General features: G+C 35.8%; 14 protein-coding genes and 1 pseudogene. 3 read left to right on the top strand and 12 right to left on the bottom strand.

Going from position 1 to position 15741, the window contains the following annotated elements; translation table 11 throughout:
• Window positions 1-18: 18 nt before the first annotated feature.
• The 4 genes from MUA87_RS04130 to fdaB all read right to left on the bottom strand — a co-directional run bounded on the left by MUA87_RS04130 (window position 19) and on the right by fdaB (window position 4609).
• On the bottom strand, window positions 19-1449 hold the full coding sequence (locus MUA87_RS04130; protein WP_057510753.1) for an aldehyde dehydrogenase family protein: 1431 nt from the start codon (window positions 1447-1449) through the stop codon (window positions 19-21).
• A 131-nt stretch (window positions 1450-1580) separates the two neighbouring features.
• A complete protein-coding gene (locus tag MUA87_RS04125) occupies window positions 1581-1931 on the bottom strand; it encodes a winged helix-turn-helix transcriptional regulator (RefSeq protein WP_023016120.1) in 351 nt (116 codons plus the stop codon).
• A 62-nt stretch (window positions 1932-1993) separates the two neighbouring features.
• Window positions 1994-3253 (bottom strand): UDP-N-acetylglucosamine 1-carboxyvinyltransferase, encoded by a 1260-nt coding sequence (locus MUA87_RS04120; protein ID WP_023016121.1) that lies wholly within the window; start codon window positions 3251-3253, stop codon window positions 1994-1996.
• 498 nt (window positions 3254-3751) lie between these two features.
• Window positions 3752-4609 carry a class IIb fructose-bisphosphate aldolase FdaB gene (gene fdaB / locus MUA87_RS04115; protein WP_002481805.1) on the bottom strand — a complete coding sequence of 286 codons (858 nt, stop codon included), beginning with the start codon at window positions 4607-4609 and terminating at the stop codon, window positions 3752-3754.
• A gap of 302 nt (window positions 4610-4911) precedes the next feature.
• Between fdaB and MUA87_RS04110 the strand changes: the two genes are divergently transcribed.
• Complete coding sequence (locus MUA87_RS04110; RefSeq protein ID WP_002481806.1) at window positions 4912-5445, top strand: DUF2529 family protein; 534 nt, start codon at window positions 4912-4914, stop codon at window positions 5443-5445.
• 97 nt (window positions 5446-5542) lie between these two features.
• On the opposite strand, the gene MUA87_RS04105 is transcribed toward MUA87_RS04110, so the two are convergent.
• From MUA87_RS04105 to MUA87_RS04090, 4 genes are all read right to left on the bottom strand, one after another.
• On the bottom strand, window positions 5543-7159 hold the full coding sequence (locus tag MUA87_RS04105) for a CTP synthase (protein ID WP_002481807.1): 1617 nt from the start codon (window positions 7157-7159) through the stop codon (window positions 5543-5545).
• A 227-nt stretch (window positions 7160-7386) separates the two neighbouring features.
• Window positions 7387-7935 (bottom strand): DNA-directed RNA polymerase subunit delta, encoded by a 549-nt coding sequence (gene rpoE, locus MUA87_RS04100; protein ID WP_002481808.1) that lies wholly within the window; start codon window positions 7933-7935, stop codon window positions 7387-7389.
• 122 nt (window positions 7936-8057) lie between these two features.
• A complete protein-coding gene (locus tag MUA87_RS04095; protein ID WP_057510754.1) occupies window positions 8058-8924 on the bottom strand; it encodes a GNAT family N-acetyltransferase in 867 nt (288 codons plus the stop codon).
• Window positions 8925-8973: 49 nt separating this feature from the next.
• Complete coding sequence (locus tag MUA87_RS04090) at window positions 8974-9339, bottom strand: VOC family protein (RefSeq protein ID WP_057510755.1); 366 nt, start codon at window positions 9337-9339, stop codon at window positions 8974-8976.
• A gap of 93 nt (window positions 9340-9432) precedes the next feature.
• Between MUA87_RS04090 and coaW the strand changes: the two genes are divergently transcribed.
• The gene (gene coaW / locus MUA87_RS04085; protein ID WP_107593619.1) at window positions 9433-10242 is read left to right on the top strand and encodes a type II pantothenate kinase; all 810 of its coding nucleotides are present in this window, start codon (window positions 9433-9435) and stop codon (window positions 10240-10242) included.
• Window positions 10243-10324: 82 nt separating this feature from the next.
• On the opposite strand, the gene MUA87_RS04080 is transcribed toward coaW, so the two are convergent.
• From MUA87_RS04080 to MUA87_RS04070, 3 genes and pseudogenes are all read right to left on the bottom strand, one after another.
• Entirely contained in the window at window positions 10325-10990 is a 666-nt protein-coding gene (locus MUA87_RS04080; protein ID WP_057510757.1) for a DUF2750 domain-containing protein, read from the bottom strand.
• A 139-nt stretch (window positions 10991-11129) separates the two neighbouring features.
• Window positions 11130-12350 carry an L-aspartate--L-methionine ligase LdmS gene (gene ldmS / locus MUA87_RS04075; RefSeq protein ID WP_231724100.1) on the bottom strand — a complete coding sequence of 407 codons (1221 nt, stop codon included), beginning with the start codon at window positions 12348-12350 and terminating at the stop codon, window positions 11130-11132.
• Window positions 12351-12359: 9 nt separating this feature from the next.
• A pseudogene (locus MUA87_RS04070) lies at window positions 12360-13517 on the bottom strand (M20 family metallopeptidase); the annotation flags it as partial.
• Window positions 13518-13808: 291 nt separating this feature from the next.
• On the opposite strand from MUA87_RS04070, the gene MUA87_RS04065 reads away from it, so the two are divergent.
• Window positions 13809-14276 (top strand): S-ribosylhomocysteine lyase, encoded by a 468-nt coding sequence (locus MUA87_RS04065; protein WP_002481814.1) that lies wholly within the window; start codon window positions 13809-13811, stop codon window positions 14274-14276.
• A gap of 114 nt (window positions 14277-14390) precedes the next feature.
• Here MUA87_RS04065 and MUA87_RS04060 read toward each other — a convergent pair whose 3' ends face one another.
• Window positions 14391-15647, bottom strand: coding sequence for an aminoacyltransferase (locus MUA87_RS04060; protein ID WP_002481815.1), 1257 nt, complete (start codon window positions 15645-15647; stop codon window positions 14391-14393).
• Window positions 15648-15741 lie beyond the last annotated feature (94 nt).

Genomic DNA, 15741 nt, shown 5'->3' with positions numbered 1-15741 from the left:
GCAAATAGTATTCAAAGGTTATTCATTATAGTAACCTGCAATTGATTTGATTTCTAAGAATTCTTCAATACCATAATCGCCCCATTCTCTACCGATACCTGATTGTTTATAACCACCGAATGGTAAATCTGGTTTGCGACCTGCTTCATTGATTTCAATTGTACCTGCTTCAACTTCACGTGCAACTTTGCGTAAAGTGTTTAAGTCTTTACCATATACATAACCAGCAAGACCATATTTTGTTTCGTTCGCAATTTCAATTGCTCCTTTAAGGTCTTTGTAAGTGATAATTGACATTACAGGTCCAAAGATTTCTTCTTGTGCGATAGTCATTTGGTTATCAACATTCGCAAAGATTGTTGGTTTTGCGAAGTAACCTTTGTCTAATCCTTCAGGTTTGCCTACACCGCCAAGAACTAATTCAGCACCTTCATCGATACCTTTTTGAATATAATCTTCAACTTGATCAAATTGTTTTTTGCTGATGATTGGACCCATTTGAACGCCTTCTTCTCTTGGATCTCCGACTTTTACTTGGCTCATTTTTTCTTTTGCTGCTTCAATGAATTTATCTTTCATTGATTCAGGAATAATAGTTCTTGTACCTGCAGTACATACTTGGCCTGTGTTGTTATAAACTTTGCCGACTGCAGCTTCAGCAGCTTCTTCTACATCTGCATCATCTAAAATGATATAAGGTGATTTACCACCAAGTTCAAGTGAAACTTTTTTGAAGTCTTGTGCTGCTTTTTCCATAATTTTTGCACCTGTACGTCCTGAACCTGTGAATGACATCATGCGTACATCTGGATGTTCACTTAATGGATTGCCGACACCTTCGCCGTCACCATTTACTAAGTTGAATACACCTTTTGGTACGCCAGCTTTATCAAAGATTTCAGCTAAGATAATTGCTGCGTATGGTGTTAATTCAGAAGGTTTTAATACGACTGGACTACCAGCTGCGAATGCTGCTGCTAGTTTTAATGATGTTTGGTTAGTTGGGAAGTTCCATGGTGTGATTAAACCAGCAACACCAATACCCTCTTTCACCACTAAGTCATTACCGCGTCGTTCTTCAAATTGGAAATTATCCAATGCATCTCTTGCTTCTGAGAAGTGATTAAGCCCCATTTGATAATGCACATTTTCGGATTTTTCAAGCGGTGAACCTAGTTCATCAGTAATCGCTTCTATAATATCTTGTTTTCTATTTTCATACTCTTTGACAATTTTATCGAGTAAGTCTCTTCTATATTCTACACTGCTGTGACGGAATTCAAGATAAACATCTTTTGCAGCTTGGACTGCTTTATCTACGTCTTCTTTGTTACCTTTCGCAACTTGACCGAGTACTTCTTCAGTTGCTGGGTTGATGACATCGATTGTTTCGCCACTTGCACTATCAACCCATTCACCATTGATATATTGCTTAGTTTGAATTCTCAATTCAGTCACTCCTTAGTATTACGTCTTACTTTATAGTTTATCCTTTCTCAGATTTTTTTAAACGTTTCTGCTTATAACGCAAAATAAGAGCTACTCCAAAAGGAATAACTCTTACTTCTCTCAAATCTATATTAAGAATTGGACACATTATCTGTTTGATTCTCAGATTCAAGTTCAATATATTTTTGTGCCCATTCTTCCATCGGTACTAAAGCCTCAGCTAAAGCAGCACCTTTATCAGTTAAATGATAAACGATTGATAAGGGGGCTTTTGATACGATGTTCTTTTCTACTAACTCCCATTCCATCAGTTCAGAAAGTTTTAAGCTTAAAGAACGTGGTGTAATTGTCTTCAAATCTTTCTTCATATCACTGAAGTGTGCAGACTGTTCTGGACATCTAGATAAATAATTTAAAATTAATCCATTCCAGCTTCGACCGATGATTTTGAATGTTTCTTCTAGATATGGACAAATTTCCATTTAAATCACCTCTCATGATTACTAGATCATGCAAACCTACTATACAAAGTATACCACGTTTTCTAAATTTTTTCAGTCCAAATGTTTGCGCCGAGAGATTTTAAATTCTCTACAATGTTTGTGTAGCCGCGATAAATGTGATTTACATTATAAATTGTTGTTACACCCTCTGCGATTAAACCTGCAATAATTAAGCAAGCACCGGCACGTAAATCACTCGCATATACAGATGCACCATGTAATTGAGACGGTTTAACTGTTGCTGTGTTTTGATCCACAGAAATTTCTCCGCCCATTTTTCTTAACTCTTCGATATGACGGAACCTTTCAGGATAAATTGTATCTGTTACAAATGAAGGTCCATCTGCTAAGAATAATAATGGTGTGATTGGTTGTTGTAAGTCAGTCGCAAAACCTGGATAAACCAACGTTTTGATGTTGACGCTGTTAAATGGTAATTGGCCTTTAAGTTTTACGCGATCATCATCAATCTCAACATCTACACCCAGTTCACGTAATTTAACAGTTAAAGGTTCGATGTGTTTTGGAATGATATTATCAAGTTCCACTTCAGCACCACAAGCTGCTGCCATACACATATATGAACCCGCTTCAATACGGTCTGGAATAATTTGATGTGTCACACCATGCAAATGATCGACACCCGTAATTTTAATAGTACTTGTACCTGCACCTTTGATATTCGCACCCATTCCTGTTAAGAACGTCGCAACATCTACAACTTCAGGTTCTTTCGCTGCATTTTCGATTACTGTTTGTCCCTCTGCACGGACAGCAGCTAACATAATATTGATCGTTGCACCGACACTAACCATGTCTAAGAAAATATTCGCACCTTTTAATTCTTCCGCTTCAATCTTCATAGAAGTCGGGCTTGATTCATCAATCGTCGCACCTAATGCTTTGAATCCTTTAATATGTTGATCTATCGGACGTGGTCCTAAAGGACAACCACCTGGTAGTCCGATGACGCATTTTTTAAATCGACCTAACATTGCTCCCATCATATAATATGATGCTCTTAATGACTCTACCTTATGGTTTGGTAAAGACGCATTTTTTATTTCCGTCGGGTCTACTTTTAATTCTGTATCTTTTAAATCTGTTTTAATGTTTAAATCCTCTAACAAGCTTACTAAAGTAGCAACATCTGAAATTTGCGGTAAGCCTTCTAATGTTACAACATCCTCTGCAAGTAATGCTGCTGGGATAATCGCCACTGCACTATTTTTAGCGCCGTTGATTTTCAGTTTCCCTTTTAATGGCTGTCCGCCTCTGATTTTTATTACTTCTTGAGCCATTCGATTGTTCTCCTTTGTTATTCAATCTTTATTCCACAGTTCTATGTATAGTCTACCTTGTTTCTGATACGACTACACCCACTCTTTCATCATTTTCTATGAAAATAACTGTTATCCACATACTTCATATTAATTATAGTTGAATGTACTAGCGATTGTATATTCATATTATAGAATACAAAGCCATTTGTTAAAGTATTTACAACATGTTGATATGTTGCACCCATTTTATGCGTTTGTCTTAAGTTGTCAGTCTCAACAAACTTTTTTGTTTCATTCAAAAAATCACTTAAGACATTATAGCACAAGTCACGTTAAGACTGCGAAATAATTTCAGGCAATACACCATTTTTGCCTAACATTATTGTCATATAGATATTTCCGCAATCTTTTGTATCCTAACAAATGGTTGACGAGAACACAATCTTTTGGTGTTGTCTCACAACACAAAAAAGAGCATCCGATAAAGATGCTCTTTCAATACTTAATTATTCAAAATTAAGCGCGGTTAGAAGTACCGAATTCTTTGATTTTACCAGTTACTGTAGCTTTGATAGCTTCACGAGCTGGACCTAAATATTTACGTGGATCGTATACTTCTTTGTCGTTGTTTAATACTTCACGAACTGCTTTCGCTGAAGCAATTTGGTTTTCAGTATTTACGTTGATTTTAGCTGTACCTAAAGAAATAGATTTTTGGATATCTTTAGTTGGGATACCAGTACCACCGTGTAATACTAATGGTAAACCAGTTGATTGACCGATTTCTTCCATTTCTTTGAAGCCTAAGTTTGGTTCACCTTTGTAAGGACCATGAACAGAACCTAATGCAGGTGCTAAAGTATCGATACCTGTTTTTTCAACAAGTTCTTGACACTCTTTAGGGTCAGCATAGATAACGCCGTCAGCTACTACGTCGTCTTCTTGTCCGCCAACAGTACCTAATTCAGCTTCAACTGATACACCGCGTGCATGTGCATATTCAACCACTTTTTTAGTGATTTCAATATTTTCTTCGAATGGGCTGTGTGAAGCGTCGATCATAACTGATGTGAAACCAGCGTCGATTGCTTCTTTACATTTTTCGAAGCTTGAACCGTGGTCTAAATGGATAGCAACTGGTACAGTGATTTTTAAATCATGTAATAAGCCTTCTACCATTTTAACTACAGTGTAGAATCCGCTCATGTAACGAGCAGCACCTTCAGATACACCTAAAATAACTGGTGCATTTTGTTCTTGTGAAGCTTCTAAAATAGCTTGAGTGAATTCTAGGTTATTTAAGTTGTATTGACCAACTGCGTAACCTTTTTCTTTTGCATCGATTAACATTTCTTTCATTGAAACTAAAGGCATGAAAGTTCCTCCTTGCGTGCATTTTGCACGTGATTTTTATACGTTAAGTATATCAAAGTCACCGCCGTAATGCATTGCAAAACTAAATGTAAGCGGTTATAAATGATAAAATTGTGTGAATTTTCAAATGAAAACGTATACAACATGTGTATATGTGTTTCACAACCACTTTGTTCTGTGCTTAACGTTGTATTTTTTATTATTACCCATTTTCATCTGCGTCTTATACATTTTTCAGTCAATTGAATTAAAGATAAGCTTCATTTAAAATTGAAATATCGATAATATAGTTGGAGGCTACTATGGCGAATATCTTACAAACACAACTTACTGGTATATTCAATCGCTTAAATCAACAAGAATTGGATATACAAATGGCAGCACAATGTTTAATTCAAGCTATCGGCGGAGAAGGTCATGTTTATGTCAAAGGTTATGGCGACTTAAATTGCTTCGAAGATTATGTGCTTAACAGCAATGAAAAATTAGAAGCAAGCAAACGTCTAACTGACTTAGAAAGTTATGATGCATTAGATACAACTGACCGCGTCTTACTCTTCTCTCCTTTTTATACAGAAGAAGTTCAAGCGGATACACAACGCTTAATTGATTTAGATGTTGATTTCGTTTTAATCTGTAACAAAAATAAAGAAACACCTATTCCTGACCATCTTCTTCATTATATAGATTTATGTACACCAAGACCGATTGTCTATACAGAGGATTACGACAAAATCGTTCAACCTCATCCTATGGCATTCACTTACGTTTACTATGAAATCTATACACAAATGATTGAAATGATCAGAGACTTGGATTTGAACGTAGAAGAGTAACTAAATAATTTGAAAATACAAAAGCGGCAAAGCTGTTTCACCTAGTTGTGAATCTGCTTTGCCGCTTCTTTATGCTTTATAATAGACGTATTTTGCCTTATTTACTTTTATTTTGTTGATATTTGTTAGCCGCTTCGATAAACGCTTTGAAGATTGGTTGCGGACGGTTTGGTCTTGATAAGAATTCTGGGTGGAATTGACTCGCGAAGAAGAAGTCATTACCAGGAATTTCAATCATTTCGATTCTTCTGCCGTCTGGGCTGATACCTGAGAAGACCATACCTGCATCTTCCATTTGTTGACGATAGTCGTTGTTAAATTCATAACGGTGACGATGACGTTCTTCGATTTCTTTTTTACCATAGATATCATAAGCTAATGTACCCTCTTTAACTTCACTTGGGTACAAGCCTAAACGTAATGTTCCGCCTAAATCTTCGATATCTTTTTGTTCTGGTAATAAGTCAATGATTGGATATGGTGTATCAGGATCTAATTCTGCAGAATGTGCACCTTCTAAACCAAGAACGTTACGCGCAAATTCTACTGTTGCCAACTGCATACCTAAGCAGATACCGAAGTATGGCACATTGTTTTCACGCGCATAACGGATTGCTGAAATCTTACCTTCACTTGCACGGTAACCAAAGCCGCCAGGCACTAAGATGCCGTCTACATCTTTTAAATATTCTGCTGCGTTTTCATCTGTCACTTCGCTAGAATCAATCCATTTAACTTTAATGTCTTTATATAATGGATAGCCTGCGTGTTTTAATGATTCTACAACTGAAAGATAAGCATCTTGCAAGCTTACATATTTACCGACTAAACCGATTGTGATTTCACCATCAAGATTGTTTACGATTTCTAATAAATGTTTCCATTCATCTAATTGTGTATCGTATTTCGCATCTAAGTCTAAGCGATTGATGACTAAGTCATCCATATGTTGTTTGCTTAATTGTAAAGGAATTTCATATAAAGATTCAGCATCACGACATTCGATAACATTTTCTTCAGGAATGTCACAGAATAATGCAATTTTATCTTTTAAATCTTGTGTCATTTCATATTCAGTTCTTACCACAATCAAATCAGGTTGGATACCTAAACCACGTAATTCTTTAACACTATGTTGTGTCGGTTTTGTTTTCATTTCACCTGCTGCTTTGATGTAAGGTAATAAAGTACAGTGGATATACATGACATTATCTCTGCCTAAATCACTACGAATTTGACGAATCGCTTCGATAAATGGCAGTGATTCGATATCACCTGTTGTACCGCCGATTTCAGTAATAACAACGTCTGCATTTGTGCTTTCGCCTGCTAATAATAAACGTTCTTTAATTTCATTCGTGATATGAGGAATAACTTGAACCGTACCGCCTAAGTAATCACCACGGCGTTCTTTTTTCAATACGTGAGAGTAAACTTTACCAGCTGTCACGTTTGAATATTTATTTAAGTTTATGTCGATAAAACGTTCATAGTGTCCTAAGTCTAAGTCTGTTTCCGCACCATCATCTGTCACAAAGACTTCCCCGTGCTGATACGGACTCATAGTACCTGGGTCTACGTTTAAATATGGATCGAATTTCTGTATCGTTACGGATAAACCTCTATCTTTTAATAATCTGCCTAATGATGCCGCTGTAATTCCTTTACCAAGTGAAGAAACTACTCCGCCAGTAACAAATATGAACTTAGTCATTCTTTTTCCTCCTACTTTTCAATTACAAATTAATTTAACATTCCATAACTTGTTTGTATTCATGTTAAGACATAAAAGTCTTAGCGCTTATTTTAAATATCGCTTAAAAAATAAAAAAACGCTCCCTCTCACATCTCATGTAAAGGGGGAGCGTATGATTTATACACGTTGTCCTAATTAAAGGAGCCCGAATAAAATTTTATCATTTTTCTAGAAAAAGTCAATTATTATTCTTCATCGTCTGGCTCATCATTAAAACCAGCCGCATCTTCAAATAATTCTTCTGCTTCTTCTAATTCATCTTCGTCTTCTTCGATAACGATATCAGATTCATTGACTTCTTCTTCATCTTGAGGATCGTCTAAATTTTCTTCGTCGTCCTCAACATCTTCTTCAGTTCTTGCTTCGTCTTCCTCTTCTTCCTCTTCGCCAAGAAGTTTAAGATTTTTATCTTCTTCGTCTTCTTCATCCAAGATATCGAATTTTTGAATTGTAGGTGCGATTTTTTCTTCAATATCATCTACTGAATACCAGTCACGTAATCCCCACATATTTTCTCCGACATTTAAGAAACGTCCATCTGTGTTTAAGTCAGTGTAGAATTGAACAATACGATTTTCTAAATGTTCATTATCTTCATAGTGTCCTAAAGCTTTAAATTCATCAATGATATCGTATAAGTTCATTGTAGTCCCTTTTTCTTCTAATAAAGTATGGGCCATATCGATGAATGATTTTTCGTCTACCATTTCTTTTGTGTAGTCTTGAATTTTCATATGTTCTATTACTCCCTTTCAAAGGCTTTATCAATTCAATCACAAGTTTACTTATTTCTCATGTTAACAAATGTAAATTATAAATGACAATGCCCTATTTCGCAATGCTAATGATTACATTTTTAATAAACGATATATTTTTCAAATTTTACATAATCTTCAGTTTGCAAGGTTGCGACAAAATTACTGTTCAAACATAACGGTTTTAATTCATTATGTTCACCAAATAAAACAATATCTAAGACTTCTATTTCAGGATATGTTTTTCTGATATATGTCGCTAACTGACGTAATGCACTTTCTGCGATACCTTTATGTCGTTTATCCTTATCCACTTCTATACCTCTGATATGCATACGGTTTTCTGTTGCTTGCAAGGCAATAAAACCTGCTTTTTGACCGTCCAGCATTAAATGTACTGTATCGATTTCTTTATCAGGTTGTTCATCGGGTGCTTTCAACTTTAATGATGAAACATATTTAGAATCTAAATCTAAATAGTATAAACGTTCTTCACCGATTGGTCCTTCTTGTTTTGTCGCAGTATGCATAAACCCTGCACGTTCATACACATTCCACGCTGCTTTATTTTCAGCATCGACCACAAGGTATAAATGGTTGAAATCACTATAAAGTGACTGAACATAATTCGGCAGATTCATCATAATCTTCGTGCCGTAACCATTTCCTTGGAATTTTTCATTAATAGATAACGAACGGACATAGACGACATGTTCTGGTGTGTCGTAACCTTCGTGTTGATAATATTGATGTAAAACAAAGAAGCCGACCACTTCCCCTTTTTGATTAATAGCTATATTCGCGATACGGTCTTTGTCTTTTAATGCATCGTCTAATACTTGTTTTGGTAAAGAAGAATAAATCATCTGTCTTTCTGACAGTTCGAATTCTTCGACTTCTTTATGGTACTTTGGTTCGTATGGCTGAACGATAATATCTCCAAATTGCTTACTGTGTTTCATATACATCCCCTACATTTCTTATTTACTGCAAGTTCAATTAGTGTTTCCCTATGCACTATGCTGAGAAACAATTTGAGAGCCAATTGACACCGTATTGGTCTCTGACTTGACCATGCATTGCGTTGAAAAAAGTTTTAGTAATCGGCATGTGTGGATCTCCACCAACACTCAACGCATCAAATACACGTTGTTGTTCTGTAGAATCTTCAAATGTCAGAAGCAGATTCACATCTTCATTACTGAATGGTTTGCCATAATTGCTCGATAAGTGCAATACAATAGCATCAGTAATGTGAACTTCTGCGTGCAACACTTGTTCTTTTTGTTGATTTAATACTTTAATCTCACCGCCGAAAACACTTTGATAGAATTCAGCTGCTTTTGCAACATTTTCTACGATAAGGTATGGACTTAATTTCATTTTTTATTGTACACTCCTTAACTTTGCTTTTTTCTTTCTCTTTTGATTATACTATTAATGATTACATGTCATACATAATTTTGAGGTGAAACTATGAAAATCGGTATTGATGCCGGTGGTACATTAATTAAAATTGTCGAAATCGACAACGGGCACCGTACTTTCAGAACGAAACGTACTGATGAATTAACAGAAGTGATTGAGTGGTTGAATCAACAACCTTGCAGAAATGTTTCTTTAACCGGCGGTAAAGCACAAATGATTAAAGATCAATTAGATTTCTCTGCACAAGAATTCGTTGAGTTCGATGCAGCTTCAAAGGGTTTAAATATGTTATTAGAAGAACAAGGTCATTATTTAAAAGACTACATCTTCGCCAATGTCGGAACAGGCACATCTATGCACTATTTTGACGGCCAGACACAAAGACGTGTCGGAGGTATCGGTGCCGGCGGTGGTATGATTCAAGGTTTAGGATACTTATTATCTGGGATTACAGATTATCAAACTTTGACAGATACCGCAGAACAAGGTGATCGTGAATTTATTGATTTAAAAGTAAAACACATCTATAAAAATAGTGAACCGCCAATTCCAGGTGATTTAACAGCCGCAAACTTCGCACACGTGATGCGTCATCTAGATAAAGAAGTATCAACGGCAGATCAATTAGCATCAGTAATGGGTGTCGTTGGAGAAGTTGTCACAACCATGGCCATCACACTCGCAAGAGAGTTCCAAACTGAAAATGTGGTGTATATCGGTTCTTCATTCAACAATAACCATCTTCTGCGTAAAGTTGTAGAAGATTATACTGTCTTACGTGGTTTCAAGCCTTACTATGTTGAAGGCGGCGCTTTTTCAGGCGCTTTAGGCAGTATCTACTTAGGAAATCCAGCGTAATGTACATCAAATAAATAGGGAATAAGGCAGATTTTAATCATAGCCTTATTCCCTATTATGTTCTCTATCTAATTAAACAATTTTAATAAGATAATTCATTTTTCAATGTTTGGGCTGAAACTATCGAACCTACAACATTCGGTTTTAAGTTGATGCCGACGCCGTTATCATCATCTCTTAATTGATCAAGCCATTCACTGAAAACTTCTCCTTCAACTTGATCTACATCGCATTCTTCAAAATCTTCATCGCGCACTTTCAATGCAGATTGGTAATCACTCCACACTGGCATGAAGTTAGGTTGGTTTTCCCCGTTATTGCTGATAATAATAAACTGTTTATTTCCTCTATCAGTCAGACCATAAACATCATCTGTTTTCGCAGTAATTCGCGCAAATTCAACTGTACGAATACGATCCAGTTCTGTCATAATTTGTTTTGTAGCTTCATAAATATCAATGAAATGTCCGTCTAGTTCATCTGTAACATTGACTAAGACTTTATCCCCTTTATCAAATAAGTCATCCATTTCACTTGTCACAAAGCGATCTAAATCACGAATAATAATTTTATCGTAAGCATCTTTACGGTTTTCAAAATAAGCTTCTGCTAATTCTTTCTTTGTCCAAAATAGCGCAATGGCATGTCCATCTACATCTCTTCTAACCATTTTTCTATCTTTGACTGCAATATAGTACGTTTCATTTACAAGCAAATCTTTGAAAAACGTTTCGTATTTATAATCCATAGTAAACCCACTTTCTCTATAGTTGTGTATCAATGCAAATATAAAATAATAAACTTAAACAGTCAATCTAATACGATTTATGTTAAAACAAAACGGCTAAAATCACACAGGATTTTAACCGTTTCACTAAAACTCTATATTAATCGCCTAATTCTTTTAAGAAGGCTTTTTCATTTAATTCAATTTCTTCTCTTGAGCTGCCATGCCAGATACACGCAAAACGAGAATTCACTTTATCCTTACCATACCAATCACCATCATAATAAGATAATGGATAAATTTTGCCCTGGCGGACATATTTCATAATCGTACGATAAAATTTCGTATTATCACCGCGTGAGAAATAACTATAGAATTTATGGAAATCTCCAGATAATTCATCATCTAACAGCAACATGCTTGTTGACCCGTTTTGACGGAAGTTTAAATCAATCGCATAAACATGACCATACTTATCATAAAGCAAGTCGAAACCTCCGACACCATAGAAACCTTCTTTAATACCGTTTTCCATAATTTCACGACCCGCTTCAATCACAGCTTGCGGCACCTCTTCCACTGGTACACTTTGATTTCCGTTATAGAAACCATAATCATCTGTGATTTGTTCGGCTGTTCCTAAATATTTCAAACCGATTTGATCTGAGTAAGCAAATTGTACACAGTAATTGGCGATATCATCCACTTTTTGTTCAATAATCATTGTTTCTGTTTCATCTAATGCTTGATGAACACGTTCAATTGCTTTTTCTAAATCTTCTTGGTTATAACAGATCATCACGCCATAGCCGCCGGCTGTCGGTAAATCATCGCCCGGTTTTAATACAATCGGTAAATCCCACTTCTTCACTGCTTCTTCAAAATCTTCTACCGCCACAACTTCACGTTTCGGCAAATATTTACCGTTTGTCCACTCTGGTATACGTGCTTTATTGTTGAGCGCAACAAACGTATCTTTATCCAGCGCATAATCTTCTTTAGGTACAATGTCTTCACTATGCACATATTGGAAGTATATCTTCTTGTTGTCTTCTTTCGTTAACGAACGTAATAAATGTTCATAACTAGCTTGGTTATGGAATTTATAAACATTGCTTGGCACTTCTTTACCGACTTCGTTGAATAACTGTTTCAACTTATCAGTGACACTCGCTTCATGCACAATCACCGGCATTTTATTTGCGATTAATAATTCACGACCTGTTAAGAAGTTAGATTGATGCTCATCAGGCTCTAACCAAGGATTAGAAACATACGATGGACGAGACGTATAAACAATAGACTCATCATATAAATCACTTAAAGTGACCTTAGGTTGTTCTGAATGTTTTCTAAGTTCTTTTAATGATGCTTGCTTCACTTTTCTGACATGTTGTTCTTTAATTTCTCTCAACAATTCATTGTTTTGAATTAAATCTAAGCCCATACGTGCTAAAATATCCGCACCTTTAATTAAGGCACTATCACCATGGTCAGATGCAGCAGCTTCTTTAAATTTGTAAGTATGTCCTACTAAATTGCTTGGCCCGATTTTAATATGTGCATGTAACGTCGGTACGATATGACTGACGTTACCCGTATCAGTAGAACCGTAACCGAAGTCATCTTCACTGACTTCTTCGCCTTTTTGACGTGCATAATGTGCAAACAGTTCATCCAATTTAGGTGTTAAGATAAATTCGTTCACACCATTTTGAATCGGTTTGAATGAATAGTCACAACCTGTCTGCAATGCGGCACCTTGAGCAATTTGACCTACTCGGTGTGTTAACACATCTAAATCTTTACGTGTTGTTGCACGTGTATAGAAACGTGCATGTGTAAAATCAGGAATAATGTTGGCTGCTTCTCCACCATTTAAAATCACACCATGTACACGTTCACCTTTTTTAATTTGTTGACGTAATTGTGCTACACCATTGAAATAGCTGATCATCGCATCTAAAGCGTTAATCGCTTCATCTGCGTTTTCAGAGGCATGCGCACTTTTACCGTAGAATTTAATATCCAGTACATCTACTGCTAATGTATGGATTGTTTTGTATGTTTCATTACCAGGGTGCAGCATCAAAGCAACATCTAATTCATCAATGATACCTTCTTTAACATAACTCGCTTTCGCACTCCCGTTTTCTCCGCCTTCTTCAGCTGGACAACCTAACACAACCACTTGTCCGCCTACTTTATCGATAACTTGTTTTAAAGCGATACCAGCTAACACACTTGTTGTACCGATAATATTATGACCGCATGCATGACCTAATCCAGGAAGCGCGTCATATTCTGCTAGGAAACCAATCGTCGGCCCTGGCTTGCGACTATGATATTGAGCAATGAAGCCAGTCGGATGACCTGCGATATCTTGTTCAATTTCAAAGCCGTATTTCTTTAATTCTTGCATTAATAAACCAGAAGCAAAGACTTCTTGGTTTCCTAGTTCTGGTCTTTCATGGATTTTATGACTGATATCAATAAATTCTGACTGTTTCGCATCTATAAATTGTTCAATATGAGTTTCAAATGACATTTTAGTGACTCCCTTTATTTTTCAAAGATATATGTGTCTTTAAGGTCGTTTTAACACGATTTGGAACGCTTTTACCTTGCGTTCTCATCCCCTTTTATATCTTTATCAGTAAAATTGATTACTAAACATTTTAAAGGTTTTTCATGACTTTGTCATCCTTTTTCTTAATTTTCAACAAATTTATTCCGAGTAAACTGATAAACTTTTCATTGAAAGTGTATTCGGTAAAATTGTAAATGCTGCTTAGCCTTGTTACAATAAGACATGAAGAACTAAAGGAGGTTTAGTTTTATGCCTAAAATGAACGTTGAAAGTTTCAATTTAGATCATACTAAAGTTGTTGCACCATTTGTGCGCTTAGCAGGTACAAAAGAAGGTCAAAACGGAGATGTAATTAAGAAATATGATATTCGTTTCAAACAACCAAACAAAGAACACATGAAAATGCCTGGTTTACACTCATTAGAACACTTAATGGCTGAAAACATCCGTAACCACACAGACAAAGTCGTAGACTTAAGTCCAATGGGTTGCCAAACTGGTTTCTATGTATCATTCATCAACCATGATGACTACGAAGATGTATTAAACATCATTGAAGCAACATTGAAAGATGTTGTTGCGGCTAAAGAAGTCCCTGCTTGTAATGAGGTACAATGCGGTTGGGCAGCAAGCCACTCATTAGAAGGTGCACATGAAATTGCACAAGAAATGTTAGAAAAACGTGACCAATGGGATAAAATCTTCAGCGAAGACTAATCCTGGTCACTTGATGCGTTAATAGTATGTGAAGCCCCGCTTCAAATCAAAAATTGATTTGAGACGGGGCTTCTTTTTTGTTTGCTATTAAAATTATGAATAGATTGCTTTCATCTATTCTCTGTTTTTTAGTTTGTCTAATAATAATGAGAGTTTGTAGAGCATTGGGCGAAGCGGTTTAATAAAATCTCCAATATACTCTTCTACGTGTGCATTAAATCCTTCTTTGAATTTTTGTACACCATAGTCTTCTGCATTATCAGAGAAATCTCCTGTAATACCGTAGAAATTATAACGGTCAATACCTTTCTTCTTCGCAAATTTAATCATTTCCCATTGTAAACGGTATGCGCCCATAAACGCATTATATTGAGGATTCGAACCACTAGAGAGATAGTAAACTTCGTGCTCATTATAAAGATAAAGCGCAGCTGCTAAGTTTAAGATGTTGCCATCTTTTTCTATCATCGCTTGTGTTTCTTTGATTTTACGTTCGTTACTATTAAATTGTTGCTGCAGTTGATTAGCTCTGCTTTTTGATTTCTTAGAGTTCGGACTTTCTTTCAACTTCTCATTCACTTCATCTAAATCACTTTGTAATTGTGCGTGTTTCTCTTTCAACTCTTTTAAGTACGTATGCAAATCGACATATGCTAATTTTAAGAAACCACGATGACCATAAACCTTTTGCATTTGTTTAAAATAATCCAAACCTCTAAATGTGAAACCGTGTTTCTCTTCTGCCATTTTAAACAATTCGAAGAATAAAGGTGTTTCATCAATAGAAAGTGTACGGACTTGTACACCCATTTCATAAGTCTTTTTAATATTACGTCTTGTTTGATAGTCCATTTCATTGAGTAACTGCGTTTCTGATTTTCCTTTTAAATCTAACACAGACAACCATCTGATTTGACTCATAGAAGAATAACCAGTGGAATAGCCTTGATGTTTGTAACCTAACTTTTCCAATGTTTGAATCAACTGATGATTATCAAATTGTTCAATGATTTCACCATCAGTTTCCCTAATGCTTTCTAATACATAAGGATCTACTAACACATATATTCCTTTTTGCTTTCTTAAATACAACGTAAGTGCCGCAAAAAAATATTTTACAAGTTCAGCATTCTTATAATCCATGACCGGTCCGCGATGTGTATAGAAGTATTTAAAAAAGCGCATACTTCTCGCTTCTGTTAATAAACACGCCGCAATGACTTCATTTTGATTATCTTTAACACCTACAATATGTACATCATGTTGTGTTTTATTGCGATTATGATAATGTTTCACTGACTGTGTATAATGTGAAAAATGTTGTTTTGTATAATTCTCAAATTCTGCTTCAGTTAAATTAGTAAAATACATGGTGCATCTCCTTTGATGATGTCGCTCCCTTTAACTGTATCATTCTACAACACGTCACACAACATAGTCGTACATAATTGTTTATTTATTTTAA

Origin of the sequence: Staphylococcus simulans (genome assembly GCF_025561465.1) — a bacterium.
GTDB classification, from domain to species: Bacteria; Bacillota; Bacilli; order Staphylococcales; family Staphylococcaceae; genus Staphylococcus; species Staphylococcus simulans.
Note: the sequence above shows the minus strand (reverse complement) of the source record. Positions and strands in the feature narration are given on the sequence as shown.

Bases quoted from the DNA above. Each gene is read 5' to 3' on its own strand.
- MUA87_RS04080 (WP_057510757.1), bottom strand. From the start codon at position 10,990: ATGGATTATAAATACGAAACGTTTTTCAAAGATTTGCTTGTAAATGAA.
- MUA87_RS04090 (WP_057510755.1), bottom strand. From the start codon at position 9,339: ATGAAATTAAGTCCATACCTTATCGTAGAAAATGTTGCAAAAGCAGCT.
- MUA87_RS04060 (WP_002481815.1), bottom strand. From the start codon at position 15,647: ATGTATTTTACTAATTTAACTGAAGCAGAATTTGAGAATTATACAAAA.
- MUA87_RS04095 (WP_057510754.1), bottom strand. From the start codon at position 8,924: ATGTATATGAAACACAGTAAGCAATTTGGAGATATTATCGTTCAGCCA.
- MUA87_RS04105 (WP_002481807.1), bottom strand. From the start codon at position 7,159: ATGACTAAGTTCATATTTGTTACTGGCGGAGTAGTTTCTTCACTTGGT.
- rpoE (WP_002481808.1), bottom strand. From the start codon at position 7,935: ATGAAAATTCAAGACTACACAAAAGAAATGGTAGACGAAAAATCATTC.
- MUA87_RS04065 (WP_002481814.1), top strand. From the start codon at position 13,809: ATGCCTAAAATGAACGTTGAAAGTTTCAATTTAGATCATACTAAAGTT.
- MUA87_RS04120 (WP_023016121.1), bottom strand. From the start codon at position 3,253: ATGGCTCAAGAAGTAATAAAAATCAGAGGCGGACAGCCATTAAAAGGG.
- MUA87_RS04110 (WP_002481806.1), top strand. From the start codon at position 4,912: ATGGCGAATATCTTACAAACACAACTTACTGGTATATTCAATCGCTTA.
- coaW (WP_107593619.1), top strand. From the start codon at position 9,433: ATGAAAATCGGTATTGATGCCGGTGGTACATTAATTAAAATTGTCGAA.
- fdaB (WP_002481805.1), bottom strand. From the start codon at position 4,609: ATGCCTTTAGTTTCAATGAAAGAAATGTTAATCGATGCAAAAGAAAAA.
- MUA87_RS04125 (WP_023016120.1), bottom strand. From the start codon at position 1,931: ATGGAAATTTGTCCATATCTAGAAGAAACATTCAAAATCATCGGTCGA.